20 protein-coding genes are annotated in these 26,357 nt (G+C 58.4%); 13 read left to right on the forward strand and 7 right to left on the reverse strand.

All coding sequences use genetic code 11. The features are described 5' to 3' along the window. Nucleotides 1-6 precede the first annotated feature (6 nt). From D0B32_RS27775 to D0B32_RS27795, 5 genes are all read right to left on the reverse strand, one after another. Complete coding sequence (locus D0B32_RS27775; protein WP_259295181.1) at nucleotides 7-966, reverse strand: alcohol dehydrogenase catalytic domain-containing protein; 960 nt, start codon at nucleotides 964-966, stop codon at nucleotides 7-9. 65 nt (nucleotides 967-1,031) lie between these two features. Continuing rightward, entirely contained in the window at nucleotides 1,032-1,856 is an 825-nt protein-coding gene (locus tag D0B32_RS27780) for a carbohydrate ABC transporter permease (RefSeq protein WP_181969930.1), read from the reverse strand. Further along, nucleotides 1,853-2,686, reverse strand: coding sequence for a carbohydrate ABC transporter permease (locus tag D0B32_RS27785; protein ID WP_259295182.1), 834 nt, complete (start codon nucleotides 2,684-2,686; stop codon nucleotides 1,853-1,855). The genes D0B32_RS27780 and D0B32_RS27785 overlap by 4 nt, the downstream gene beginning before the upstream one ends. 187 nt (nucleotides 2,687-2,873) lie before the next feature. Then, entirely contained in the window at nucleotides 2,874-4,223 is a 1,350-nt protein-coding gene (locus D0B32_RS27790) for a sugar ABC transporter substrate-binding protein (RefSeq protein ID WP_117337541.1), read from the reverse strand. A gap of 63 nt (nucleotides 4,224-4,286) precedes the next feature. Further along, nucleotides 4,287-5,063, reverse strand: coding sequence for a GntR family transcriptional regulator (locus D0B32_RS27795; protein ID WP_117337542.1), 777 nt, complete (start codon nucleotides 5,061-5,063; stop codon nucleotides 4,287-4,289). Nucleotides 5,064-5,273: 210 nt separating this feature from the next. On the opposite strand from D0B32_RS27795, the gene D0B32_RS27800 reads away from it, so the two are divergent. Beyond that, nucleotides 5,274-6,056, forward strand: coding sequence for a class I fructose-bisphosphate aldolase (locus D0B32_RS27800; protein WP_117337543.1), 783 nt, complete (start codon nucleotides 5,274-5,276; stop codon nucleotides 6,054-6,056). A gap of 435 nt (nucleotides 6,057-6,491) precedes the next feature. On the opposite strand, the gene D0B32_RS27805 is transcribed toward D0B32_RS27800, so the two are convergent. Then, on the reverse strand, nucleotides 6,492-7,619 hold the full coding sequence (locus D0B32_RS27805) for a LacI family DNA-binding transcriptional regulator (RefSeq protein ID WP_117337544.1): 1,128 nt from the start codon (nucleotides 7,617-7,619) through the stop codon (nucleotides 6,492-6,494). Between the two features lie 74 nt (nucleotides 7,620-7,693). On the opposite strand from D0B32_RS27805, the gene D0B32_RS27810 reads away from it, so the two are divergent. From D0B32_RS27810 to D0B32_RS27865, 12 genes are all read left to right on the forward strand, one after another. Next, nucleotides 7,694-8,722: a Gfo/Idh/MocA family protein gene (locus D0B32_RS27810; protein WP_117337545.1), complete on the forward strand. Its 1,029-nt coding sequence runs from the start codon at nucleotides 7,694-7,696 to the stop codon at nucleotides 8,720-8,722. A gap of 10 nt (nucleotides 8,723-8,732) precedes the next feature. Then, the gene (locus tag D0B32_RS27815) at nucleotides 8,733-10,325 is read left to right on the forward strand and encodes an acyl CoA:acetate/3-ketoacid CoA transferase (RefSeq protein WP_117337669.1); all 1,593 of its coding nucleotides are present in this window, start codon (nucleotides 8,733-8,735) and stop codon (nucleotides 10,323-10,325) included. After that, nucleotides 10,318-11,100, forward strand: coding sequence for an enoyl-CoA hydratase/isomerase family protein (locus D0B32_RS27820; RefSeq protein ID WP_117337546.1), 783 nt, complete (start codon nucleotides 10,318-10,320; stop codon nucleotides 11,098-11,100). Before D0B32_RS27815 ends, D0B32_RS27820 begins: the two co-directional genes overlap by 8 nt. 1 nt (nucleotide 11,101) lies before the next feature. After that, complete coding sequence (locus D0B32_RS27825; protein WP_117337547.1) at nucleotides 11,102-12,643, forward strand: aldehyde dehydrogenase family protein; 1,542 nt, start codon at nucleotides 11,102-11,104, stop codon at nucleotides 12,641-12,643. Between the two features lie 103 nt (nucleotides 12,644-12,746). Further along, nucleotides 12,747-14,003: an ABC transporter substrate-binding protein gene (locus D0B32_RS27830; RefSeq protein ID WP_117337548.1), complete on the forward strand. Its 1,257-nt coding sequence runs from the start codon at nucleotides 12,747-12,749 to the stop codon at nucleotides 14,001-14,003. Between the two features lie 74 nt (nucleotides 14,004-14,077). After that, nucleotides 14,078-15,046 (forward strand): carbohydrate ABC transporter permease, encoded by a 969-nt coding sequence (locus tag D0B32_RS27835; protein ID WP_117337549.1) that lies wholly within the window; start codon nucleotides 14,078-14,080, stop codon nucleotides 15,044-15,046. Between the two features lie 59 nt (nucleotides 15,047-15,105). Beyond that, complete coding sequence (locus tag D0B32_RS27840) at nucleotides 15,106-15,969, forward strand: carbohydrate ABC transporter permease (protein WP_181969940.1); 864 nt, start codon at nucleotides 15,106-15,108, stop codon at nucleotides 15,967-15,969. A gap of 3 nt (nucleotides 15,970-15,972) precedes the next feature. Beyond that, the gene (locus D0B32_RS27845) at nucleotides 15,973-17,079 is read left to right on the forward strand and encodes an ABC transporter ATP-binding protein (RefSeq protein ID WP_117337551.1); all 1,107 of its coding nucleotides are present in this window, start codon (nucleotides 15,973-15,975) and stop codon (nucleotides 17,077-17,079) included. A 48-nt stretch (nucleotides 17,080-17,127) separates the two neighbouring features. Next, nucleotides 17,128-17,907: a 3-ketoacyl-ACP reductase gene (locus D0B32_RS27850; protein ID WP_117337552.1), complete on the forward strand. Its 780-nt coding sequence runs from the start codon at nucleotides 17,128-17,130 to the stop codon at nucleotides 17,905-17,907. An 11-nt stretch (nucleotides 17,908-17,918) separates the two neighbouring features. Continuing rightward, the gene (locus D0B32_RS27855; protein WP_117337553.1) at nucleotides 17,919-19,541 is read left to right on the forward strand and encodes a GMC family oxidoreductase; all 1,623 of its coding nucleotides are present in this window, start codon (nucleotides 17,919-17,921) and stop codon (nucleotides 19,539-19,541) included. 12 nt (nucleotides 19,542-19,553) lie between these two features. Further along, nucleotides 19,554-20,735 carry a dihydrodipicolinate synthase family protein gene (locus tag D0B32_RS27860; RefSeq protein WP_117337554.1) on the forward strand — a complete coding sequence of 394 codons (1,182 nt, stop codon included), beginning with the start codon at nucleotides 19,554-19,556 and terminating at the stop codon, nucleotides 20,733-20,735. 33 nt (nucleotides 20,736-20,768) lie between these two features. Next, on the forward strand, nucleotides 20,769-22,100 hold the full coding sequence (locus D0B32_RS27865) for an MFS transporter (protein WP_117337555.1): 1,332 nt from the start codon (nucleotides 20,769-20,771) through the stop codon (nucleotides 22,098-22,100). Between the two features lie 355 nt (nucleotides 22,101-22,455). Here D0B32_RS27865 and D0B32_RS27870 read toward each other — a convergent pair whose 3' ends face one another. Beyond that, a complete protein-coding gene (locus D0B32_RS27870) occupies nucleotides 22,456-26,241 on the reverse strand; it encodes a CheR family methyltransferase (RefSeq protein ID WP_181969931.1) in 3,786 nt (1,261 codons plus the stop codon). Nucleotides 26,242-26,357: the final 116 nt, after the last annotated feature.

Below are 26,357 nucleotides of genomic sequence, written 5' to 3' on the forward strand. Positions count from 1 at the left end.
GGTTACCTAGTCAAAACTCAGCTGCGTTTTCACCGCATGGCCAGCTGCCATGCTCTTCACCGCTGTTGCAAATTCCCAGACGGAAAAAGTGTCACCAATCAGCTGTGCGGTCCGGTCTGAAATGTCAGGCATCAGATCGACTGCGGCCGGAAACTGGTTTGCGAGAGAATTTGAACCCACGACACGCAGTTCATGTTCGTAGATCGTGAACGGATTTACATCGATCGTGGCTTCGACACCATGAACCCCGACCTGGACCAATACGCCGGTTTTACGAATCAGAGCCAGCGCCTGTCGGAGCGCAGGCATTGCGCCTGCAGCTTCGAAGACTACTTCGTATTTTTCATCCGTAATCTGATCTGGCGACAATGCCTTGTCGGCACCGACCTGCAACGCTATCGGATGTTTGGCTGGATTGGGATCGACGACGGTCACCTCAGCCGCACCGAACTGTTTGGAGATGATTGCGATGAGCAGCCCCATCGTGCCGGCGCCCATTACGAGCACGCGCCGGTCTTTCACACCCTGGGACGATTCCACTGCGTGCAACGCGCAGGCCATAGGCTCAATCAGTGCTGCCACACCATGCCCAATACTCTCCGGTACGAGATACGCGTTCTTGCCCGGCACGGCAACCTGCTCTGCCGCGGCCCCCGCGCGACCGACACCGATCGGCGTCAGTGCATTGCACAGATGGGGCTTGCCCTCCCGGCACCACTCACACACGCCGCACGAAACGTTGGGATTGACAGCGACAAAGTCGCCCTCCTTGATATTCGTGACATCGCGGCCAACGGCGACCACATGTCCGGCGAACTCGTGGCCGGGAGTTACAGGGTAGTTCGTGCCCGGGAACCCATGCTGACAAATATGCAGGTCAGTACCGCAAATTCCGCACGCCACTGGGCGGATGACCACTTCGCCTTGCTTCACCGCCGGAGCATCCAGCTCGACGACGTCGATCATGTGGTTACTTCCAATACGGATAGCGCGCATCTTGTGTCTCCAGTTGTTGACTTAGGTCGTGTGAGTTACCGGACAGCACCGAATGTCAGGCCGCGGGTCAGGCTCTTTTGGGCAAGCCACCCGGCTGCGACGACTGGAATATTCAGAAGCGTCGCGACCGCTGCAACCTGAGCTGTGTATAGCTCTCCGAAGCTCAGGAATTTTTGTAGAAAGACCGGCAACGTACTTGATGTTGTGGTGAGATTGACGGCCAGGAAGAATTCGTTCCATGCAAAGATTCCGCACAGCAAAGCGGTAGACGCGAGACCAGGCATGATGAGTGGAACGATGACACGCAGAAGCTCCCGGAAAAAGCCGGCACCGTCAACACGCACTGCGTCGAAAACCTCAACCGGAATCTCGTTCATGAATGACCGAATCATCCAGACCGCGAGCGGAAGATTCATGGACGTGTAGACGACGATCAGCAGCAACGACGTGTTGAGTAACCCGAGGCTTTGCGCGACCAGATAGATCGGCACAATGCCAGCTGCGATCGGCATCATCTTTGTCGAGATAAAGAAGAACAGAACGTCGCGCCATTTCTCCACGGGTCTTACGCATATGGCATATGCCGCGGGTACCGCGAGGCAGATCACAATGGCGGTTGATATCCCGGTAGCAAGTATCGAGTGAATCGCGAAAGCTGCGAAATCTCCGTCAAAAATACGGACATAATGGGCGAGCGTTGGCTTGAAGAAGAGCAACGGCGGCGAACTGATCGCATCCTGCTCGGTCTTGAAACTCGTCAAGACCATCCATGCAATCGGTGCAAACATGAGAAGTGCACCGAGCCAGGTGAGCGCGGACAGCAGAGCGTTCAAAATCGCCTTTGAAGTTTTCCGGTTCATGCCCTACCTCCACTACGAAAGATTCCAGCGACAACTCGTAACATCGGCATCACAAGGGCAATTGCGATCGCAAGCGTGATAACGCCGTAGGCCGATGCCTGGCCCAGGTCAAAGGCGCTAAACGCCTCAAGGTAAACATAGTAGGAAAGGTTCGTGGTCGCATAAGCAGGACCGCCTGCTGTGAGTGTCGCGATTGCTGCAAAGTTTTCGAGGACGTACATGGATGCCAGCAGCGCGGTCAGCTCGATAAACGGTCGCAAGTGCGGCAGCATGAGCCGGCGAAACGAAAGCCACCGCCCCGCACCATCAATGGATGAAGCTTCGCTCACCTCAACCGGGAACGACTGCAAACCGGCGAGCAGTATCAGTAGCGCAAACGAAGACCACTGCCAGGCAGTGAGGATAACAATTGAAACCCGTGGATACTCGCTGACCCAATTGATACGGCCTAATCCCAGTGCCGAGGTTGACCAGCCAAGCAGCCCGAACGTAGGGTCGAACAGTCCTGCCTTCCAGAAGAGCGCTGCCGCAACAGGCATCACGAAGAATGGTGTGACTGCAAGTGTTCTCGCGACGCCGCGTCCAACAAAGCTGCGATGAAGTCCGAGTGCAAGAAGTCCCCCGACCACGATTGCACAAACCACGATGCTTACGGTCATGCCAGCTGTGTTAGCGATTGCCTTGAGGAACACAGGATCCAAAACAGCGTCCACATAGTTCTTGATGCCGACGAATCGCCTCGCGCTTGTTGAGACGAGGTTCCATCGAAACAGGCTATAAAAGACGGTGATCGCAAACGGAGCCTGGGTAACGGCGATCACTACCAGCATGGCTGGCAACAATGGCGCCCGGAGCATCCATATCTTCTTATGGTGGCGTTTGACTAGCGCGGCGGACCTCGCCGCGTCTGGCGGTGCAGCTGACACACTTGAATAGGACATGACAGTTCTTCCCAGGTTGATGCCGCCGGTGCCGCTGGCACCGGCTTACGTGCAGATAAACAGAGGACTGGCCCTGCTATTTGATGTAGCCGCCATCCTGCATGATCTCGACGATCTTTTTCTGGGAAGCGTCGATAGCCTGGTCAACGGTAATCTGCCCGCTGATCGCGCCAGCGATCTGTTGCGAGGTGAAATCACCGACCTGTTCGAACTCCGGGATGTCGACGTACTGTACGCCGGTGTAGGGAACCGGCATAACTGTCGGGTGCAGCGGATCGGCCGAATTGATCGACGCCAGCGTCAAATCACTAAATGCCGCCGTGGCCTTTTTGTAGTCGGGAAGCTGATAGGTCGAGGTGCGTGATCCAGGAGGCACTTGGCCCCAGCCTGCTTTTGATCCGGCCAGCTTGATGTATTCGGGACTGGTCAGCCACGCAATCAGCTTCCACGCCGCATCCTTGTTCTTGCTCGTCGTCGGGATGGACAGGCCCCATGCCCACAGCCAGCCAGAAGCCTTCGTATCTTTCACGGGAGCCATTGCGAAGCCGATGTTGTCACGCAGCCCCGGACCCGCCTGGTCAAGTACAGGGCCAGCGAAGACGGTATCGTCGTACCACATGGCTGCATGTCCCTGCGAGAACAGTTGCAGGCACTCCTGCCAGCCGTCCTTCGCAGCGTCAGGTTGACCGTGCTGCCGGATAAGATTGACGTAGAAGCTGATCGCCGCCTTTGACTTCGGATCAGAAAGCTGCGGCTGCCATTTCTGGTCGAACCAGCGCCCACCAAACGTGTTGATCACTGTGGTCAGCGACGCCAGGTTCTGCCCCCAACCCGGCACACCGCGCAGGCAGATACCAGACACGTTCGCGCTCTTGTCGTCGAGTTTGGCCGCGTATTGCGCCACCTGATCCCAGGTTGGCGTAGCGGGCATGGTCAAACCCGCCTTTGCGAAAAGATCCTTGCGGTAGAAGAGGAAAGACGACGACCCATAGAAAGGCGTCGCGTACATCTTGCCCTGGTACGAGACCAGGTTACGAATCGGCTTGAGGAGATCGGCTTGGTCCCATGCCGTGTCGGAATTCGCGTAAGAACTCAGATCGACGATCCATCCTTTTTGCGCCCACAATGGGACCTCGTATGCGCCGATCATGACAACGTCGTATTGGCCAGACTTGGTTGCCACGTCTTTGAGAACCGCCGGGCGCAGTTGATTCTCCGGGAGAGTCTGAAACTGCACCTTGATGTCCGGATACTTCTGTTCGAAATTTCCGATCAACTTTGCTGCCGTCTGCATTTGCGGGTTCGCCGCCAACGCAACCGTAAGTGTCACCGGATCGCTGTACGCCGGGGCGCAGAGGCCCGCACCTGCCAAGGCGACAAAGCAGCTCGAAACCGCGAACGAACCAAATCTGGCTTTGCTATACATTTAAGTCTCCTAACTGTTCTTTGTGGATACGTTGAATGAATCAACGTATAACAGGAATCAATTTCAGTCGTTACTTACGGCCGTCTGCGCTTCTACCGTTACTTTCACCACGTCACTGCGCAACCATGACGTGTAAAAATCAAAAGGCTTGTTATCGCGTCCCCATGAGACAGACGTGATAAGCAGAAGGGGCGAGCCCGCAGGTACAGCGAGCAGCCTCGAAAGCTCCTCAGTGGCAGCGACTGCCTCGACGCTTCTCCGCGCACGGAAAACTTCGAATCCGGCGGATTGCAACGTTCTGTTCAGTGAGCCACCTCCGCTCATTACCTCGCTGGATCGCACGGCATCTTCGATCTCGGGAAGCATGTAGTTGACGGAGTAAAGCGCAAGATTTCCGTCGAGTCGACGGACCCGGGACAGCCTGAACCCGTTCGCGCCACTATCTAGTCCGAGGGCAACTGCTGCTGCTCCGGGCAACTGGCATCTGGTGGCTTCAATCACCTGGGTTTCAACAGCGCGGTGGTGATGATCCACTTCCGCTTCGAAGAAGCCCTGTGCGACTTGCAGTAACCACCCAGACCCCGTTTGCTCGGAGACAAATGCGCCCCGGCGAGGCACTACCTTGATTCGTCCCTGATCGGCCAAATGACGAAGCGTCTCGCGGACGGTAGACCGCGCGAGATCGTAATCGCGGCAAAGATCACTTTCCGTCGGCAGCCGGTCACCGGGACCGTAGTCACCACGGTCAATCGCCTGCTCTATCAGTTGGGACAGTTGCAGGTAGTACGGAGTCGGGGATGACCGGTCAATTCCCGACTCAGGGCGGAAGGCTTGGTTCATTGCTGTAGGTGTTGTACGTACAAGACGTACCAAGTATAAGCACGTCTTTGTACAGTTGGAAGGGAGGTAGTTACCCTATCTTGGTGCAAAACTGGAGAATTGTGTATGCTCTTGTACGTCTTGTACGTACAGTGCGTATAAGTCAGGCAAATTTATCGACGGGTTGCCGCGATGAACGCTATCGACCCACAAACTTGTAAGGAAATTGTCATGTCCATGGAATATCGCCTGCGCCGCACGCTCCCCAGCGATCGAGTCGCCATCATCATGCCCGTTGACCACGGCCTTATTTTTGACCGGATCGAAGGTCTGGAAACCCCGTCCGCACCATTTTCCTCGTGGGGCGAAGGCGACGTGACTGGCTTCATGATGACGCCCGGCCAGGTCAGGCAGTCAGCAGGTTTCTTTGCGGCCCACCCGCATTTGACCCGCGTGCTGACCATCGATACGTACTACGACTACCGGCAACAGGATGGGCTCGGCTCGCACGGGTTGATCACGACCGTCGAGGACGCGGTCCGGATGGGCGTCGATGCGGTCAAGATGCTGTTCCCATGGAACATGTCGAACGCGGAGCGCGTAGCAATGTGTACCCGCGTAGGTCAGGTTGTTAACGCATGCAACGAGTGGGAAATTCCGCTGGTTCTTGAGCCGGTACTGATCGGCGCGCCGCGGACCGAAGAAGTGATCGCGGAGGAAGAAAAGATCGCGCGCATCGCCTACGATCTCGGCGCGCATATTATCAAGATCGCGTTTCCCGGCGAGGAGCGCACGAAGCGCCTAGTTGAAGAACTCAAGGTTCCGCTTGTCATTGCCGGTGGCCCGCTGGCGGGAGAGCCTTCTGACACCGTCGATGCGGTCGCGCAGACCATTCGAGCTGGTGCCCGTGGAGTGATCGTTGGTCGGAACATCTGGCAGCGCGAACGCAACGCCGGACAAAAGGTTCTGGCCGATATTGCAAAGCTCACGCGGGCCGTGAAGTTCGACGACTGATTCATCTTTCGCAATGGTGGGATCACGCAGGCAGCAGTTGCCGAAGAGCGCTGCGTGACCACACCCATCTTTCTCCGGAAGCCTTCGTGGCGATCGGTTACGTTCAAAGCTACATGAGATACGCGAGCCAACTCTCATCGACTCATATTTTTCGCGATCGATCGCTTCGGTTGGAGATGCGACCAACCAGATCGGTGGACGGAGCGGCTCTTATCTAACTGCAGCGGACCCTCGGATGTCCGACCGCATCAGTGGCAGAGCGGTCATTCGCGTGCCGATATTTCAATAGCCCCCCCCTTTGCCGCGGGAGTTACAAGAAAAAAATAGCTAGGCAAAGGTACCCGATGTTGACACTCCTTCAAATCCCGATACGACAGATGCGTCATCATATCGACCGGACAGCAACCGAAGTTCAAACGCGCCTGATCATCGGTCTCACCGACCTTTGACGATAGACTCCGTTTTCTCTCCAGCTTTAATGCCCGCTTTCGCATGATCATGGCGGGCTGCGCCAACGCTTGACTCTCGCACAACAAGATCAGGCACCGCAAAATATTGAACGGTTGGCTCTTCGTTCTCGGGGGTTTCGTCTAGTCGAGCCAACAATGTTTCGCTTGCAATGGTCCCGAGCCTGTCGGCACCCGCAGACAGAGTCGTGAGCGGCGGGTTGGTATGTTCCGCCGCGACGACATTGTCACAGCCGACTACTGCCAACGCTTTACCCGCGCGCTTGCCCATCCGGTCGAGTTCATGCAGAACACCCACAGCCACCTGATCGTTGTAGCAGACCACTGCGGTCGGACGAGGTTTCATTTCCCAAATGGCCCGGAGGGCGTTGCGGCCACCATTCGGTGTCAACTCGGCGTCGACCAGCCAGTCATCGCTTACCGGCAAAGCGTGTTTCGCCATTGCAGCAACGTATCCCGCCCTTCGCTCGTTTGCCACTGTGTACCCTGTGCGATTTCCCACGAATGCAATGCGCGTGTGGCCCTGCTCGATGAGATGCTCAGTCGCCAAGGAAAATCCGTAATTATTGTCAACGCCAACTGTGTCGACATCAGGACCCATAGGGCGCATGACAAGCACCAGCGGTATGCCCCACGCCTGGATCTCTCCCGGCAAGGAGTCCGGCGTACCTAATGCAGGCGACATAATCAGGCCCGCTACGTTTTGCTCCCGCATCGATCGAAGCACGCGCGTCTGTGTTTCCAGGCTTTCAGCGGTATGCGCCATCAGCGTTGTGTAACCCGCCTGTGCAAGCACGCGCTCGATCGCAACCAGCAACTCCACGAAGAACGGGTTAGTCAGGTCATTGATCACCATGCCAATGGTGGTGCTGCGTCGCCCCCTGAGCGCCGCGGCTCCCCGGTTGTAGACGTAGCCCAGCGCCCGAGCGGCCACGCGTACCTTCTCGGCAGTCTCGGCCTTGATGCGCGGACTTTCCTGCAAGACCAACGAAACAGTTGATTTGGAAACGCCGGCACTCGCGGCAATGTCCTGAATCGTCGGACCAGATTTTATGTTGCTATGCACAATTGGAACGTTCCAAAAAGTGTTTGACATCGCGATTTGAGTCTACTACAGTTTGTTGGAACGATCCAACGAACTGTAATTGGAACGTTCCAATGGAGAGAGACATGACACAAATTCGCTGGGCGCTGATTGGCGCCAGCACCATCGCCGACGAGTGGATGGTCAACGCGATCTGCTCGCAACCTGACGGTTCGATCAAAACGATCGTGAGCGGCAACGAAATCCGCGCCCGTGAATTCGCACGGAAACATGGGATTCCGTCGTCCTCGACGGATCTGGCCGCCGTCCTCGCCGACCCCGCCATTGATGCGGTCTACATCAGCAGCACCAACGAAAAACACCTTCCCCAGGTTCTGGCCGCAGCGAACGCCCGCAAGCATGTCCTGTGCGAAAAGCCTCTCTCCCTTTCACAGGAAGAGGCCGCGCAAATGATCGAAGCTTGCGCGGCCAACAAGGTGACGCTCGCCACTAACCACCACCTGCGTTGCGCCGCATCGCACCGGAAGATGCGCGACCTGATCCGCGAAGGCGCAGTTGGAACTCCCCTCTATGTGCGCGTCTTCCACGCTGTGTCCCTTCCGCCTCATTTGCGTGGATGGCGGATCGAACGGGCGGATGCCGGCGGCGGCGTGATCCTCGACATCTCCGTCCACGACGTCGATACGCTGCGATTCCTTCTCGATGACGAACCGTTCGAAGTGAGCGCGATGACGTCTTCTGGAACGCTAGGAGCGGCGGGACTCGTCGACGGCGTGATGGGGATCATCCGCTTCAAGCGCGGCGTACTGGCCCAGATTCATGATGCCTTCACTGTCCCCTACGCACCTACCGGTCTCGAAGTTCACGGTACGGCAGGTTCTCTGTTTGCGCGGGACGTCATGACCCAGCACGCGGTGGGGCAAATCGAGTTGCGCTCAGCCGACGGTGTCAGGCAGATCGATGTCGCGCACCGCGATCTCTACGTCACGGCAGTCGCCCAATTCCATCGCGCAATCACGGACGGACAAGTGCCTGCTGCAACGGGCATCGACGGCTATCGCTCCCTCACGGCGGCCCTGGCGCTGGTGCAGTCCGCCCAGACCGGTGAGCACGTCGCTGTGCCATCGCAATACGCGCAACAAAAGAGTGTTTGAGGAGATCACCGTGATTTCTAGCAAGGTAGTGTCACTCGAGACAGCCGCCGGTCTGATCAATGACGGCGACGTGGTGACCGTGAGTTCATCAAGCGGCCTGGGATGCCCCGATGCGATGCTGGCCGCAATCGGCGCGCGTTTCGACACGGAGAATCATCCGCGCAACCTGACAGTGCTTCATCCCATCGCCGCCGGCGATATGTATGGCATCAAGGGCATCGATCACATCGCGAAGAAGGGGCTGATCGAAACCGTCATCGCCGGGTCGTTTCCTAGCGGTCCGTCGAGTCTGCCCATGCCTGATATCTGGCACATGATCGTGGACAACGACATCCGCGCTTATAACCTGCCGAGCGGCGTGATGTTCGATATGCATCGCGAAGCAGCTGCGAAGCGTCCAGGTGTATTGACGAAGGTCGGCCTGGATACGTTCGTCGATCCCTCCCGCCAGGGCGGCGCGATGAACGCACGCAGCGCTGAGCACCCGATTGTCGAGAAAGTGTCGTTCGGCGGTGACGACTGGCTGCACTATAAAAACTTCGTGCCGCGCGTCGCCATCGTGCGTGCCACCACCGCCGACGAGCGCGGCAACCTGTCGTTCGAACACGAAGGCGCACTGCTCGGCGGACGTGACCAGGCGCTCGCTGCCCGCAACAACGGCGGCATCGTGATCGCGCAGGTCAAGCGCGTCGTCAAGGCTGGCTCGCTGCGTACTCAGTCCGTGCACATTCCCTGCAATCTGGTCGACTACGTGGTGGTCGATCCTGAGCAGAAGCAGACCACCCAGATCGACTACGATCCGGAGATCAGCGGTGAAGTGAAGTTGCCGGATAGCGCCTTTGCGTTCGCTGAATGGAACGCAGACAAGATCATTGCACGGCGTGCAGCGATGGAGCTTGCGCAGAACGACGCGGTGAATCTGGGCTTCGGTATCTCGGCGAATGTCCCGCGCATTCTCCTCGAGGAAGGCTACCGCGACGACGTCACATGGGTCATTGAACAAGGCGCGGTGGGTGGCGTTCCCCTCCTCGGCTTCGCATTTGGCTGTTCCGGTAACGCCGACGCGATCATGCCGTCGCCGTCGCAATTCGTCTATTTCCAGGGTGGCGGCTTCGACGTTTCGCTGCTCTCGTTCCTGCAGATCGACCGGTTCGGCAACGTCAACGTTTCGAAACTGCCGAGCAAGCCTTATCTGACCGCAGGATGCGGCGGCTTTGTCGATATCACCACGCATGCGAAGCGCCTCGTGTTCAGCGGCTACTTTACCGCCGGTGCGAAGCTTGAAGTGGGTAACGGCCGGCTCACGATCCTGAAGGAAGGCAAGAAGAAATTCATCGCGGACGTCGACCACGTGACGTTCAGCGGCCGTATGGGCAGACAGCGTAATCAGGAGGTGCTTTACATCACTGAGCGCTGCGTGGTCCGTCTTGGTGCCAACGGACTTGAAGTCACCGAAATCGCTCCCGGTATCGATCTGCAAAAGGACGTGCTGGATCAATCCGAGGTCGAACTGACCGTCTCGCCGACGCTCAAGACCATGGACGCCTCGATTTTCACGGACACGCCCTTTGGCCTGCAACTCAAGGAGGCGCGTCATGGCTGACCAGCCCCTCATCCAGATCGAAAAAACAGGAGCGGTTGCCGTCGTCACGCTCAGCCGTCCCGAGAAGCTGAATAGCCTCACGCCAGGCATGCTCGAACAACTGGAAGCCGTCGCGGGAACGCTCGAGGCCGACATCACGTTGCGCGCGGTAGTCCTCACCGGAGCCGGAGAGCGGGCATTCTGCGTCGGCGCCGACATCAACGAATGGTCAGCGCTCGCCCCGCTCGATATGTGGCGCGTCTGGGTCAATCGTGGGCATCGCATCTTCGACCGTTGGGCTGCGCTGCGCTTGCCGGTGGTGGCCGCCATCAACGGCCCTGCATTTGGTGGTGGTCTGGAACTTGCCGCGGTCGCCGACGTGCGTGTCGCTGATCCTGCTGCAACCTTCGCGCTGCCTGAAGCGAGCATCGCGACCTGTCCGGGCTGGTCCGGCACGCAGCGTCTGGTCTCGCTGATCGGCCCAAGCCACGTCAAGTCACTCGCGCTGACCGCGCGGCGAATCGATGCGCAACGGGCCCACCAGATTGGCCTGGTTGACGAAATCGCCGAATCAAAACAGTCACTGAACGCAGCTCTGGCCGTCGCCGAAAAGATCGCGTCTCTCGCACCGGTCTCCGTTCAACTCACCAAGCAACTGATTAACGCGGCCTCTGGACACGGTGCCGCCGCCGCGCTGGAAGCAATGGCTGGCGCGTTGTCAGCCACGACGAGCGATGCCCAGGAAGGCATGGCCAGCTTCCGCGAACGCCGCAAGGCGCATTACGAGGGTCAATGACATGACAAACCAATCCGCAATCCCCGCTGCCCCTGCCCTGCTGACCGGTGTCAACGCGCCCGCACAGGACGCCTATCAAGGCAGGATGTACATCAATGGCGAGTGGAGCGAATCGTCAGATGGCACTCGCTTCGAACGACGCAGCCCCGCGCATGGACATGTCGTCAGCTCGTTTCCCGAAGCGACTCCTCAGGACGTTGAAGCCGCGATCAAAGCCGCCGACACCGCTTTCCGGCACGGCCCCTGGTCCAAACTCAAGGGCGTTGACCGAGCCCGGATTCTGCTCGCGGTCGCCGAAGGCATAAAGGCGCGCGTTGAGAAGATGTCGCTGCTCGAGTCGCTCGAAACAGGCAAGCCGCTGACCCAGGCACGCGGTGAAGTCTCGGGGTGTGTGGACCTTTGGCAATACGCCGCCAGTCTCGCCCGCACCATCAGCGGCGACGCCTACGATTCGCTGGGCGAAGACATGCTCGGTATCGTGCTGCGTCAGCCGATCGGCGTCGTCGGCCTGATCACGCCGTGGAACTTTCCGCTGTGGATTCTTTCGCAAAAGCTGCCCTTTGCACTTGCCGCGGGTTGCACATGCATCGTCAAACCCAGCGAACTGACATCCAGCACCACCGTGATGCTGATGGAAGTGCTTGAGGAAGCGGGCGTGCCGGCGGGTGTTGTCAACGTGGTGACCGGTAAAGGCCCAACCGTCGGCCAACCGCTCGCCGAGCATCCCAACATCGACATGCTGTCGTTCACCGGTTCCACACGAGTCGGCAGTTTGCTCGGCGGCCTCGCCACAAAGAATCTCAAGAAAGTCGCACTGGAACTGGGCGGCAAGAACCCGCAAATCGTATTCCCCGATTGCGACTGGGACGCGATGGTCGACGCGGTTGTGTTTGGCGTGTACTTCAATGCGGGTGAATGCTGTAACAGCGGCAGCCGCGTGCTCGTGCATGAGTCGATCGCAGAGCGTTTCGCGCAAGCTGTTGTTGAGCGTGCACGACAGGTGGCGGTCGGGGATCCGCTGCACCCGGATTGCAAGGTCGGGGCGATTGTCAGCGAGAACCAGCTCGGTGAAATCCTCGGCAACATCGGCAAGGGCGTGGCAGCAGGAGCACGGTTGCGCCTGGGCGGTAGACGATACGACGCGAAAGGGCTGTATCTGGAGCCAACCATCCTCAGCGATGTGACACCCGACATGGGCATCGCCCGCGACGAAATCTTCGGTCCGGTCCTCGTAATCCTCCCCTTTTCCGACGCGCAGCAGGCCGTCGATATCGCCAACGACACCGCCTACGGACTGTCCGCTGCTGTCTGGAGCAGCGACATCAATACCTGTCTCACCGTCGCACGCGGTGTCGATGCCGGAACTATCTGGGTCAACACTTTCCTGGATGGGTATCCGGAGTTGCCATTCGGCGGCTTCAAGTCGAGCGGCGTGGGACGAGAGTTGGGTAAGCAGGCCGTCGAAGACTACACCGAGACCAAAACCATCCAGCTTCACATCGGAGAGCGGAAGAACTGGTGGTTGCCGAAGCCCACGACCTGATCAATGTCTCACTTACTTTCAGCAAATTAGCCGGCTGTAGCGATTCATCGCGATGCCACCGAGAAGAAAGCCCATCAAAGGGAGCCTCATCATGGAGACGAAAATGTTCAAGAAACGCATTGTTGTGATCGCAGCCGCGCTGCTTGCCTGCCAGGCGCTTTCCGCTGTCGCTGCAGATACCAAGCAGGTCGAAGTCATGCACTGGTGGACCTCAGGCGGCGAAGCCAAGGCCCTGAGCGTGCTCAAGGATCAACTCAAGCAGGAAGGCTACGCCTGGAAGGACAGCCCGATCGCCGGTGGCGGCGGTGAAGCTGCACGTACCGTGCTGCGGGCACGCGTCGCGTCTAACAATCCGCCCGATGCCATGCAGATGCTTGGCTTCAGCGTGCAGGACTATGCGCAGCAAGGGCTCCTGCTGAATCTTGACAACGTGGCCGCTAAAGGCGGATGGGCCACGCTCATTCCCGCGCCGATTCAACGTTTCTCGAAGGATGACGGTCACTGGTATGCGGTACCCATCGACGTACACAGCACCAACTGGATCTGGGCGAACAAGAAAATCTTCGATGAACTCAAGCTGACCCCGCCCCAGACGTTCGACGAACTGGTGGCCGACGCGGACAAGATCCGCAAGGCTGGTTACATTCCGCTCGCGCACGGCGGTCAACCGTGGCAGGAAGCGACGATCTTCGACAGCGCGGTGATGTCGGCCGGCGGCCCGAAGTTCTACACGGATGCCATGGTCAATCTCGACCCCAAGGCCCTCGGCTCGAAGACGATGGAAAAGGCCTTCGACCAGATGCGCGCCTTGCGCGGCATGGTTGATCCGAACTTCTCCGGCCGCGACTGGAACCTGGCCACCTCGATGGTGATCAACGGCAAGGCCGCGATGCAGATCATGGGTGACTGGGCCAAGGGCGAGTTTGCCAATGCCGGCAAGAAACCCGGCGTCGACTACCTGTGCATGCGGTATCCCGGCACCCAAGGCGACTTCATCTTCGTGACTGACCAGTTCGCCACCTTCAAGGCAGGCGACGACCGTCAGGCAGGCGAATACGCGTTCGCCCAAGCCGTGATGGACAAAAACGTACAGGCCAAATTCAATCAGGTAAAGGGTTCGATTCCCGCCCGCCTCGACGTTCCTTCAGATGGCTTTGACGAATGCGGTGTGAAATCGATGAGCGACATGCGCGCCGCTCTGAAGAGCGGAACGATGGTAGGTAGCTTCGCTCACGGCCAAGCCATGCCGGAAGCATCAAAGACCGCCGTATACGACGTCGTGACTCACTTCTTCAACTCGAATCAGTCGTCCGCCGATGCGGTCAAGCAACTGGTGACGGCTGTGGAGAATTCAAAGTAGTCGACTAGTCAGCTTCACGGGCGGTAGCTGTATCTGCCCGTGTACTTCGTTGTACTTGACGTACAGGTGATGCCATGCTCCTAAACCATCGTGCCCATGCTGTTGACGCGGCCGACCCTTTGAACCAGTCCGGCGAACAGCGTGCTAAAAAGCGATCTTTGCGTAACCAGTTCGAAGCTATTCTTCCGAAGCTCGTTCTGAGCCCAACGTTAATCATTACGTTTGTCTTTGTGTACGGCTTTATCGCATGGACGACCATCCTGTCGTTCACCCGGTCCCGTGCATTTGCCAATTTCAACTGGGCGGGCTTCCAGCAATATGCGCGCGTATGGGCGCACCCGCGCTGGCATGTGGCGGTGACTAACCTGGGCATTTACGCATCGCTTTACGTGGTGCTCTGTCTCGTGATCGGTCTCGCGCTGGCAATCCTTCTCGACCAGCGTATCCGGGCCGAAGGCGGTCTACGCGCGATCTTTCTTTATCCGATGGCGCTGTCGTTCATTGTCACGGGTACGGCGTGGAAATGGATTCTGAATCCGGGGTTGGGACTTACCAAGCTGTTCCATGACTGGGGCTGGGCCAGTTTCCAGTTCGACTGGATCATCAATGACGATATGGCGATCTACACCGTGGTGATTGCCGCGGTGTGGCAGGCCTCGGGCTTTGTCATGGCGATGTTTCTCGCCGGCTTGCGCGGCATCGACCAGGAAATGATCAAGGCCGCGTCGATCGACGGTGCACGGATGCCCGCGATCTACCGCCGAATCATCATTCCGCAACTACGTCCGGTATTCATTTCCGCACTCGTCATCCTCGTGCATCTGGCCGTCAAGAGCTATGAACTGGTGATCGCGCTCACGGGCGCAGGACCGGGCTACTCCACCGAGCTGCCGTCGACTTTCATGTACTCGTTCACGTTCACCCGGAATGAGCTTGGCATGGGAGCCGCGAGCGCCGTGATGATGCTGTGTACCGTCGCGGCCATCATGGTGCCGTATCTCTATTCCGAAATGCGCCCCCGCCGTAGCGCGGGTGGGCACTAGGCGATTCATCGAGACTGAAGGAGACAATGATGGCTGCGAAATCCTGGGACTCACCGCAGATGGTGGTGGGCAAGCATAACTTCGTCTCGCGTATCGTGATCTACACGATGCTCGTGATAGTCGCGGTGGTGTATCTCGTGCCGCTGGTCGTGATGCTGCTGACCTCGTTCAAACCGCTGTCCGAGGTTTATGCCGGCAACATTCTCGCGCTACCTCATCAATGGACGATCGAAGCGTGGGGGAAAGCATGGGGATCTGCGTGCGTGGGGCTGGATTGCTCGGGCGTGAAAGGCTTTTTCTGGAACTCGTTCCGGATGGTTATTTCCGCAGTGGCAATTTCCACGCTAGTCGGTGCACTGAATGGCTATGTGCTGACCAAATGGCGCTTTAAAGGCGACAACATCCTGTTCGCGCTCGTGCTGTTCGGCTGCTTCATTCCGTTCCAGATCGTGCTGATTCCGATGGCCACATTCCTCGGCAAGGTCGGACTAGCCCAGTCGATTCCAGGGCTCGTGTTCGTCCACGTGGTGTATGGCCTTTGCTTCACGACGCTCTACTTCCGCAACTACTACATCGCCTTTCCTGATGAGCTCGTCAAGGCAGCGATGATCGATGGTGCGCGGTTTTTCCGGATTTTCTTCCGCATCCTGCTGCCAAATTCCGTGCCGATCATCACCGTCACCGTGATCTGGCAGTTCACGAATATCTGGAACGACTTCCTGTTCGGTGCGTCCTTCACGACCGGCAGCACGGCGCCGATCACAGTCGCGCTCAACAACATCGTCAACACGTCCACCGGTGTGCGGGAATACAACGTCCAGATGGCAACGGCGATGATCGCCGCCCTGCCTACGTTGCTCGTCTATGTGATCGGCGGTCGCTACTTCGTTCGCGGTCTGATGGCCGGTTCGGTCAAGGGGTAAATCATGGCTTCTCTATACGTATCGAATGTCCGTAAAGCCTACGGCTCTACTGAAATCCTCCGCGAGATCAACATTGACGTCCAGGATGGCGACTTCCTCGTGCTCGTTGGACCTTCCGGATGCGGAAAGTCGACTCTTCTGTCACTGATCGCAGGACTGGACACGCTGAGTGGCGGTGAGATCCGGATCGATGACGACAAGGTCAACGATCTCCATCCCAGCGAACGCGACATCGCGATGGTGTTCCAGAGCTACGCGCTGTATCCGAACATGACCGTGGCTCAGAACATCAGCTTTGGTCTCGAGATGCGCAAGGTGTCGAAAGTCGACCGCGAAAAGGCCGTGCAGGATGCGGCTCGCCTGCTTCAGATCGAACACCTTCTGGACCGCCGTCCCGCCCAGCTTTCCGGTGGTCAGCGGCAACGGGTCGCCATGGGCCGCGCACTGGTGCGGCATCCAAAGATCTTCCTCTTCGATGAGCCGTTGTCGAATCTCGACGCGAAGCTGCGTGTCGACATGCGTACCGAAATCAAGAAATTGCATCAGCGGCTAGGAGCCACGATCGTCTACGTCACGCATGACCAGATCGAGGCAATGACGCTTGCCACACGGATCGCTGTGATGAAGGGCGGCATCCTTCAGCAGCTCGGCACGCCGGCGGAGGTCTACAACACACCCGCCAACACTTTCGTGGCTACCTTCATGGGCTCGCCGTCGATGAACCTTATCCCCGCCCGCATCGAGCTGAAAAACGGTTCACTCAATCTCCAGGTGGGCAGCGGAGGCACGGCGGTCGATCTGGCTTTACCACCCCAATCTGCCTCAGTGGACCGGTATATCGGCAAAAGCGTAATCGCAGGCCTGCGGCCCGAGGCAATTGGAGTCGAGAACGAGCGCGCCACATCGGCGCTGCGCACTGTGCCGGTGAAGATCAACGTACTGGAACCGACCGGGCCCGACACGCTCGCTGTGCTGGAGTTTGGCGGCATGGAAGTGTCGGCGCGGCTCGGCGCGGATATGCCGCACCAACCGGGCGAGCGTTGCGAACTGCTGGTCGACCTCTCGAAACTGGTGTTGTTCGACGCTGAAACAGAAGCGCGGATTCACTGACCCGCAGACGGCGCGACGACGCCTAGAGCATTCCTTGATGGTGTAGCCATGAACAAGTCAGACGGAAAGTGCCCGACCGCACTGGTCACGGGCGGCCGACGCGGCATCGGTCGGTCAATCTGCATCGCACTCGCACGGCGTGGGTTCGACGTTGTTTTGACCGATGTCGTCCGCGATGAAGAGGTCGAACAGACGTGCGCGTTGATCCGCGACGAGGGTCAGGATGTCCTCTTCGTGCAGAGCAACCTGAGCGAGATTGATTCGCACGCAGCGGTCGTTAGCGAGGCCACTCGCTTCAAAGGAAGCATCGAATGTCTCGTGAACAACGCTGGCGTAGGTTCGCCCAGCCGCGGCGATCTGCTTGACGTCTCGTCCGCGGCATTCGATGCGGTCCTCGGCATCAATCTGCGCGGCACGTTCTTCATGACGCAGGCTGTTGCCCGTCACATGCTTATCGGGCCCTCCGATTTCAGCCGTTCCATCGTCACGGTCTCCTCCGTGTCGGCAGAAATGGCGTCGCCGGAGCGCGCGGAATACTGCGTGTCGAAGTCCGCTTTGCCCATGATGACGCGTCTGTTTGCACTCCGGTTAGCCAGAGCGAACGTGGGCGTCTTTGAAGTAAGACCTGGAATCATCCGGACACCGATGACAGCAGGTGTCGCACAGAAATATGAGGCGCGTTTTGAAGAGGGCCTCGTTCCAGCCGGCCGCTGGGGCGAAAGCGATGAAGTAGGAAAAACAGTGGCCACACTCGCCGATGGATCGCTGCCCTTCTGCACAGGAAGCGTTCTGCATGTGGACGGCGGCCTGTCCATTCCCGCCTTTTGAAGGCGATTACCATGAAAACGACAACATACGACTATGTGATAGTGGGCGGCGGCTCGGCGGGCTGCGTGCTTGCCAATCGCCTGAGCGCTGATCCTTCCGTGAAAGTGCTATTGCTCGAAGCAGGCGGCTCGGATCGCCACCCGTTCTTTGCGATGCCCGCAGGGTTCGCCAAGATGACCAAAGGTATCGGCTCGTGGGGCTGGTACACGGTCCCGCAGAAGCATCTGAACAATCGGATTCTGCGCTTTACGCAGGCGAAGGTGATCGGCGGCGGTTCATCCATCAACGCGCAGCTATATACCCGAGGCGTTCCTGCTGATTACGACGACTGGGAAAGCAAGGCCGGCGCCACGGGATGGTCGTATCGTGACATCCTTCCGTACTTTAAGCGCTCGGAAAACAATCAGCGCTTCGCGAACGAATATCACGGCTATGGCGGCCCGCTTGGTGTATCGAATCCGATCAGTCCTTTGCCCATCTGCGAGGCGTTCTTTCAGGCTGGGCAGGAACTGGGCATTCCCTTCAACGCCGACTTCAACGGCGCCTGTCAGGAAGGACTCGGCTATTACCAGCTCACCCAACTCGATGCGCGCCGCTCGTCGACGGCCACAGGTTTCATCAAACCGGTGCTCTCCCGTTCGAATCTGACCGTATGGATGCAGGCTAGAACGTTGCGCGTGCTTGTCGAGGCGAATCGCGCCGTGGGCGTGGAGCTTGTGATGGGCGATAGCCGCGACCTGCAGACGGTCCGTGCGACTCGAGAGGTCATCGTATCGTCAGGCGCAATCGGCTCACCCAAGCTGTTACAACAGTCTGGCATCGGGCCGGCTGCGCATCTTGAATCGGTCGGTGTCAAAACCGTGCACGATCTCAAAGGGGTGGGAGAAAATCTTCAGGATCATCTGGACCTCTTCGTCATCGCCGAGTGTACTGGCGATCACACCTACGACAAATACAACAAGCTGCATAACGCGGCGTGGGCCGCGTTGCAGTACCTGGTACTGAAGAAAGGTCCCGTCGCCTCCAGCCTCTTCGAAACAGGCGGCTTCTGGTACGCGGACCGTGATGCGCCGTCGCGCGACCGCTCACCCGATATCCAGTTTCACCTGGGGCTGGGCTCAGGCATCGAGGCTGGCATGGCGAAGCTGAATAACGCGGGCGTTACATTGAACACCGCCTACCTTCGGCCGCGCTCGCGAGGCACGGTTCGCCTGTCGAGCGCCGACCCTGCCGCCGCTCCGCTGCTTGACCCGAACTACTGGTCCGATCCTCATGACCGCGACATGGCGATCAAGGGTTTGCGACTCGCACGAGACATCATGAGCGCGCCGGCGATGAAGCGGTATGTGCAAAACGAAGTGCTTCCAGGTTCTCGCGCAAATACGGACCAGGAGCTCTTCGACTACGCCTGCGCCAATGCGAAAACTGATCACCATCCGGTGGGCACGTGCCGAATGGGTCCAGCGAACGACCCAGACAGCGTCGTGACGCCCGACCTGCGTCTGATCGGACTCGCAGGATTACGCGTGGTGGACGCGTCCGTCATGCCCTTCGTGCCGTCGTGCAACACCAATGCACCGACGATCATGGTCGCCGAAAAGGCGGCTGACATGATCATCCAATCCCGACAGTAACAGGACGTCATCATGAAGATCGATCTGCCGACCCTTGACGGGGCGATTCAAACCTACAGCATGCAGCATCTCGAAGATACCGTGCCGCCGGCAACTGTTCCGTCGTTTAACCGCATTGCCTATGCGGCCGCGCACGTTGTAGTCGATCCGCGCTCGGCATATGAACCGTGGAGCGATACGCCGCGTGTCGATTGGGACACGACGCTGGCGTTTCGGGAATATCTGTATGGACTCGGCTTCAAGGTCGCTGAGGCGATGGATACGGCGCAACGCGGCATGGGTGTCGGATGGGCCACCGCCGCGGAACTGATTCGCCGCAGCATCGCGCATGCTCGCACGATCCCTGGCGCCGATCTGGCGTGCGGCGCGGGTACGGACCACCTGGACAACGGGCGCCGCCATAGCCTGTCGGACGTCATCAACGCCTATAACGATCAGTTTGAGGTTATCGAGTCTGCGGGTGGCCGCCCCATCATGATGGCAAGCCGCGCGCTCTGCGCAGCAGCGCGCTCTGCTGACGACTACAAGAATGTTTACGACGCGGTGATTTCCGGGTCACGCAACAAGGTCGTACTGCACTGGCTCGGCGAAGCCTTCGACGCCTCGCTCGCGGGTTACTGGGGCAGCAGCGACGTGGCCACCGCGATGTCAACGGTCCTCGACATCATCAGACTTCACCAAGGCAAGATCGAGGGTATCAAGATCTCGCTGCTCGACGCGGAACACGAGCGTCAGTTGCGCTCCCAGCTTCCCGATGGCGTACTGATGTTTACCGGCGACGACTACAACTACGGCGATCTGATCGCCGGCGACAGCACCGGTGAATCACACGCGTTGCTCGGCATCTTCGACCCGATCGCCCCGGTTGCATCCCGGGCACTCGTGGCGCTTGCAGCCGGCGATCAGCAAAGCTACCACCGCCTGATTGCCCCAACTGTGGATCTGTCGCGAGAGTTGTTCGTTGCGCCAACGCAGTATTACAAGGCGGGTGTGGTTTTTCTTGCATGGCTCAACGGTCATCAAAGCCATTTTTCGATGGCCGGTGGCATGCAGTCAGCCCGCTCCGCCCTGCACTACTCTGAAGTGTTCAGAAAAGCGGACGTGGCAGGCGTTCTGATTCGTCCCGAACTGGCGCGCCGCAGGATGGCTGAATTTCTTCGCCTGAATGCTGGTATCGAACAGCAGGCAACGTAAGCGCGATCTTTCTTGAGGCGTACGGAGTTAAAAATGACGGGACAGTTAGCCAGCGGTATCTCGGCGTCACGCGGCAGTGATCTTGCGGTCACAGGCAAGGACCTCCGCAGGGTGATCGGTGCCAGTGTCGCCGGTAGCGCGATGGAGTGGTACGACTTCAGCATCTACGGTACGGCCTCGGCATTGATCTTCTCGGATCTGTTCTTCCCGGGACTCAGCAAGGCTGCGGGCCTGCTGGCGATTTTCGGCGCCTATGCGGCCGGGTTCCTTGCGCGTCCCTTTGGGGGCCTCTTCTTCGGTTGGCTCGGCGACAAATATGGACGCAAGAGCGTGCTCGTCGCGACTGTACTACTCATGGGTGGGTCGACGTTCTGTATTGGTCTTTTGCCCACATATGACGAGGTAGGTGTCTGGGCAGCCGCGCTTCTTGTCGTGCTTAGACTCCTGCAGGGGTTCGGCGCCGGTGCGGAGCAGGCGGGTGCATCCCTGATCGTGTCAGAGTTCGCTCCGCCCGCACGGCGAGGGTTCTACGCGGCGCTTCCGTTTGCCGGATGCATTGTGGGCATCCTGTTAGCTAATGCGATTTTCACGGCGGTGCAGCATTTGCCCAAAGAGGCGTTTCTTAGCTACGGATGGCGCATACCCTTTCTGTTCAGCGCTGCCGTCGTCGTAGTGGGTATCGTGATCCGGATGCGGGTTAAGGAGAGCCCAGTTTTCGAAGAAATAAAAAAGACAGGTCATGCGAGCAAGCGTCCTGTGCGAGACCTGATGACTGAGGCCCGCGGAACACTGCTGGTCGCGTTCTGCCTTCGCGTTGGTGAGAACGGCTCGTCGTATCTTTACCAGGTGTTCGCGTTGAGCTACCTGACCAAGGTATTACTGGTCGATAAATCGGTCGGCACGATTGGCATCACGATCGCTGCTGCGCTCGCAGTGATCACCATTCCGCTGATGGGCTGGCTCTCCGATCGGTTTGGACGGCGCCTCATGTACAGGATCGTTGCACTGTTTACCTGCCTGTGGGCCTTCCCCGCGTTCTGGTTGTTCAGCACCCAGGATCCGGTACTGATTGTGTTGAGTATGGCTATTGCGATCGGCGTCGGCGTATTTGGTATGTATGGCATTCAGGGCGCCTATTTCCCCGAGCTTTTCAGCGCGCGGTATCGCTACACCGGTATCGCGGTTAGCAAGGAATTCGCGGCGGTCGCGTCTGGCGGCATTGCGCCGTTTATTGCAGCCGCCTTGCTGTCCTGGGCGCACGGCGCATTCTGGCCGATTGCGACGTATATCGTGGTGCTCGCAGGCATCAGCTTCATTGCCACGTTTTTCGCGCCAGAAACACGTGGGATCAGTCTGAGAAAGTGAAGAGCGACTCCGAACTGTAGGGGCTCGATCTCAGTGAACGTAAGTCGATTGGGAATGCAGCTGAATCGGTACGATTGATCAAAGGCCAACGTCTGCAATCGAGCGATCTTCAGCCGTCCGGCTGCGCTTCACCGATGTCAGTTCGTGGCCGAGCGCAGTCTGATGGCGAGGGGCTCTGTCCGACCCATAGCGGACGTTGACAAGCGGTCGGCGCATATGGCCGCTTTGTGGCCAAAGCAGTCAGCCGCCTCGGTTTCATCAGCGGCCCAAATTTGCACCTGAGCGGCCATTCACGGTTGCAAACTCTGAGTCGAAAACCGTTCAGACTTGCTCGCTGCTTCGAAGCCGGGAGTGTCTACTGATCCTTAGAAGACGCGATCAACTCATTCAGCCGTGCGATGTTCGCAGGCTTGATCAAATGATGGTCGAAGCCCGCCTGCTTCACGCGCTGCAAATGCTCGTCTCCTGCGTACCCGCTGTGTGCGATCAGCATGACGTGCGCAAAACCCGAAGCTGCTCGCAGCCGGCGGGCGACCTCGTAACCGTCCATGCCAGGCAATCCAATGTCGAGAAGCACGACGTCGGGACGGAACTCACTCGCGCGGACCAGTGCGGTCGGTCCGTCGACAGCGACCTCGACTTCGTGATTATCCAGGCGAAGCAACATTGCGCTACTCTCTGCGGCATCCGCGTTGTCGTCCACGATGAGAATGCGCCGTGGTGCAACAGGGCATGCCGCGATCGGATCGACCACGACATCAACAGAAAGACTCGCCTGCGCGTTCGTCAACGGAAGCGCTGGAAGCTGAACTATAAACGTGCTTCCATGCCCCAGCCCTCTGCTCAACGCACGTACCGTACCGTGATGCAGCCCGACAAGCCGATGAACCAGCGCGAGCCCCAAGCCGAGGCCTGCGGACTTTCTGTCAAGGGAGCGCTCCGCCTGAACAAAGATGGTGAAAACCGTTGGTATAAGGTCTGGCGCCATGCCGATACCGTTATCCGTCACAGTCAACGTCGCTTGATCGCCGTCGCGCGTCAGTGAGATTGAAATCGTCCCGAGTGGCGGGGTGTACTTGATCGCATTGCCGAGCAGGTTCGTAACAATCTGCTCAAGCCGTAATGCATCGCCTTCGACCATCAGGGCCGCCTTGGGGAGTGCAATCGACAGCTCATGTTGACGGGCGTCGTTTTCTGGGCGAATGGCGGCAATGCCGTGCTCGACGACCTCCACCAGATTCACCGGTTCAGTCCTGAGGTTGATAATGCCGCGCGTGATGCGCGACACGTCGAGAAGATCATCAATCAGACCAATCTCATGCTGCAGCTGCCGTTTCGCTATGGCTCGCGCACGCTGCTCAGTCGAGGCGTCTCCATTTTGCCGATCCCATACCTCGAGGCTGTTGCTGATCGCTGTGAGCGGATTGCGCAGTTCGTGGCCTAGCATCGCCAGGAAATCGTCCTTCTGACGGTCAGCGGATTCCAACCGGTCTACGAGAAGCTGATGCTGCGTAATGTCTTCAATGGTGAGCACGATCAGTTCGTTTGCAGGCCCGGCAACGCGGGCCGCATTAAGCCGCATGGTGCGCTTTCCAATATCCTCGAAAACATGCGTAATCTGAAAATTTCTAACGACTGCTTCATGCGGGAGCGCCTGTTCGAGCAACTCGCGCAGGCTCGGAATGTCCCACTGCCGGTTTCCCAGCGAAAAGAGCATCGTGCCGATCGTATTCGCGGAGGTCGTCTGAAAAGTCTGGTAGAACGCACGGTTGGCCCGCGCAACGCGCAGGTCTGGCTCGAGCACAAGCAGCGGCTCGGACATTGTGTTGATGATTGCATCAGCATAGTCACGTGCCCCGACAACTTCATCGTGCGCCGTCTTTAGTTCCTGATTCCGGTAACGCAATTCGTCGTTGGTGGTCGAAAGCTCTTCGTTCAACGACTGCAACTCCTCCTTGGCCGCCTCAAGTTCTTCATTGGTGCTCTGGAATTCTTCGTTACTCGATAGCAGCTCTTCTTCGCTTGACTTGAGTTCTTCGCGCGCGCTTTCATGTTCTTCCAGCATGGCGCGAAGCTGCGTTCTCATCGCGCCGATCTCGGCATTCAGCCGAGCGATTTCCTCGTCTTTGGGGTCCGTTTCCTGTGCGCTGACCTTGCGTCCAAGGCGGTGGCGTACTGCCTGCAACAGTAGGGCCTTTACCGTCTCTTCTTTGGGATTCAGCCGCGCATCCGTAAGTTGTCGCGAATTTTCGAAGAAAATCAGAAACCAGCGGCCTTCCACGCCAGCAGCTTGCACCGGATGCACTTCAAGGCTGGCAGTCGTCGGCGCGCCGACGCTCCCGACCTCAATTTCGGCTTTGCGAACAGCCAGGCCCTCCCGACGTGCTTGCCTGATCGCGTCGTTAAGGGCAGGAAAAACTTCAGGCTTCGCGAGTCGTTCGAGGTTTGTGCTCGGAGGGCCGCTCGGATTGGCAAGATAGGCGGAAGTGTCACCTCGATATTCGATGACGTTCAGATCATCGTCACATAGAACCGAAGGTGGTACATATCGAACCATCGACACGCGATCCACTTCGGCGCGAAGTAACGTGGCGTCATCGGGGCCTGGCTGTTCGCCAGATACGCTGCGCGCGCGGACTCTGACCGCTGGCACCAGGGTGGGAGACAGACGCATCTCTGCAGGCGGCCCGATGCGGGGCTTTTTGCTGTACAGCTTGGTGCGCTTGTTGTCGATGACGCCAAAGAGTTCGGAGAACGCGCCAACCGTCTCCGATGGGCCCAGCATCAGCACGCCTTCGGGCTTCAGCGCATAGTGAAACAGTGGCATCACACCGCGCTGAGCCGGCGGGCTTAGATAGATCAGCAGGTTGCGGCAGCTGACCAGACTCATCCGGGAAAATGGCGGATCGCTCACCACGTCGTGTCGCGCAAAGGTGCACAAATCTCGTACGGACTTATCAACGCTGTAGTATTCGCCGTCGCGCACAAAGAAGCGCTCCAGGCGTTCGCGAGACACGTTTCGCGCAATGTTTTCAATGTACCGGCCAGTTCTGGCCGTCTCCAGTGCTTCCGGACTGATATCCGTGCCGAAGATCTGAATGGACGCGGTCTTTGCATCAGCGCCCAGGTATTCGAGCAGGCAAATAGCGATCGAATACACCTCCTCACCGGTTGCGCATCCTGGTACCCAGATTCGCAGCGTCGCGCCCGTGTCGCCCTCGCTTACAAGACGGGGAAAGACGTTTTGGGTCAGCGCTTCAAATGTTTCTGGATCGCGAAAGAATTCCGTGACATGGATAAGCAGGTCGCGCCCGAGTGCGAGCGTTTCCGCGGGCTCCGCTTCGAGCACGGAAATATACTCGGTCATTGAGGCGAGTTGCCGCAGTGCCATTCGACGGGATAGTCGGCGCTGGATCGTACCAAGTTTGTAACGGGTAAAGTCGATATTGCATGCGTTCTGCAGCAGGCGGAAGATCGGCCGCAGATTTGATTCCGCCTTTTCGACCGCTTCACCTTTAAGTCCACGCACCGACCGTAGATTAGGGTGTCGCCCTATCCATATTATTTCTTTTGCGATTTCACGCGGTGCGAGGATGCGATCCACGCAGCCCAAACCAATCGCCGCATGGGGCATGCTGTTAAAGAGCGCCGAGGCGTCCTGAGCGAAGGTAATGCCTCCTTCAGCCTGCATCGACTGAAGACCGAGCGCTCCATCCGAGCCGCTTCCAGAGAGAATGATACCGACGGCGTCAGAGCCTCGATCTTTGGCCAGCGAGGTCAGCAGATCATCGATCGGCATTGGAGGTCCGAGCGATTCATCGCGCGGCTCGAGGCGGATCTGCTGGTCGATCACGAACATGCGTTTGTTCGCGGGGATCGTGTAAAGGTGGTCTACCTCGATCGCCATACCATCAGCGGCTTCCAATACCGGCATCGCCACACGCTTGGCCAGGATGTCAGGGAGCAGGCTGTGGCGAGACGCGTCAAGATGCTGTACGACGAGAAATGCCATGCCGCTCGCAGCGGGCACTTCAGACATCAGATCGGAAATCGCCTCGAGGCCGCCAGCTGAAGCGCCGATGCCTACTATCGTAAAGCCTCGTGGAACTGGATCGCTCTCTGGCCGCGAAGGATGGCTCACAGTAACTCCGATTGTGCCGGATAGCTGCAATCAGCAAACGAAAGATACTTGACCGGCAGACTATTCATTTTACATTTTGAAGGGATGTCACTGCTGTGGGCGCTGCCTGCAAAACG

It is taken from the genome of Paraburkholderia sp. DHOC27 (assembly GCF_003429005.1).
Lineage (GTDB): Bacteria > Pseudomonadota > Gammaproteobacteria > Burkholderiales > Burkholderiaceae > Paraburkholderia.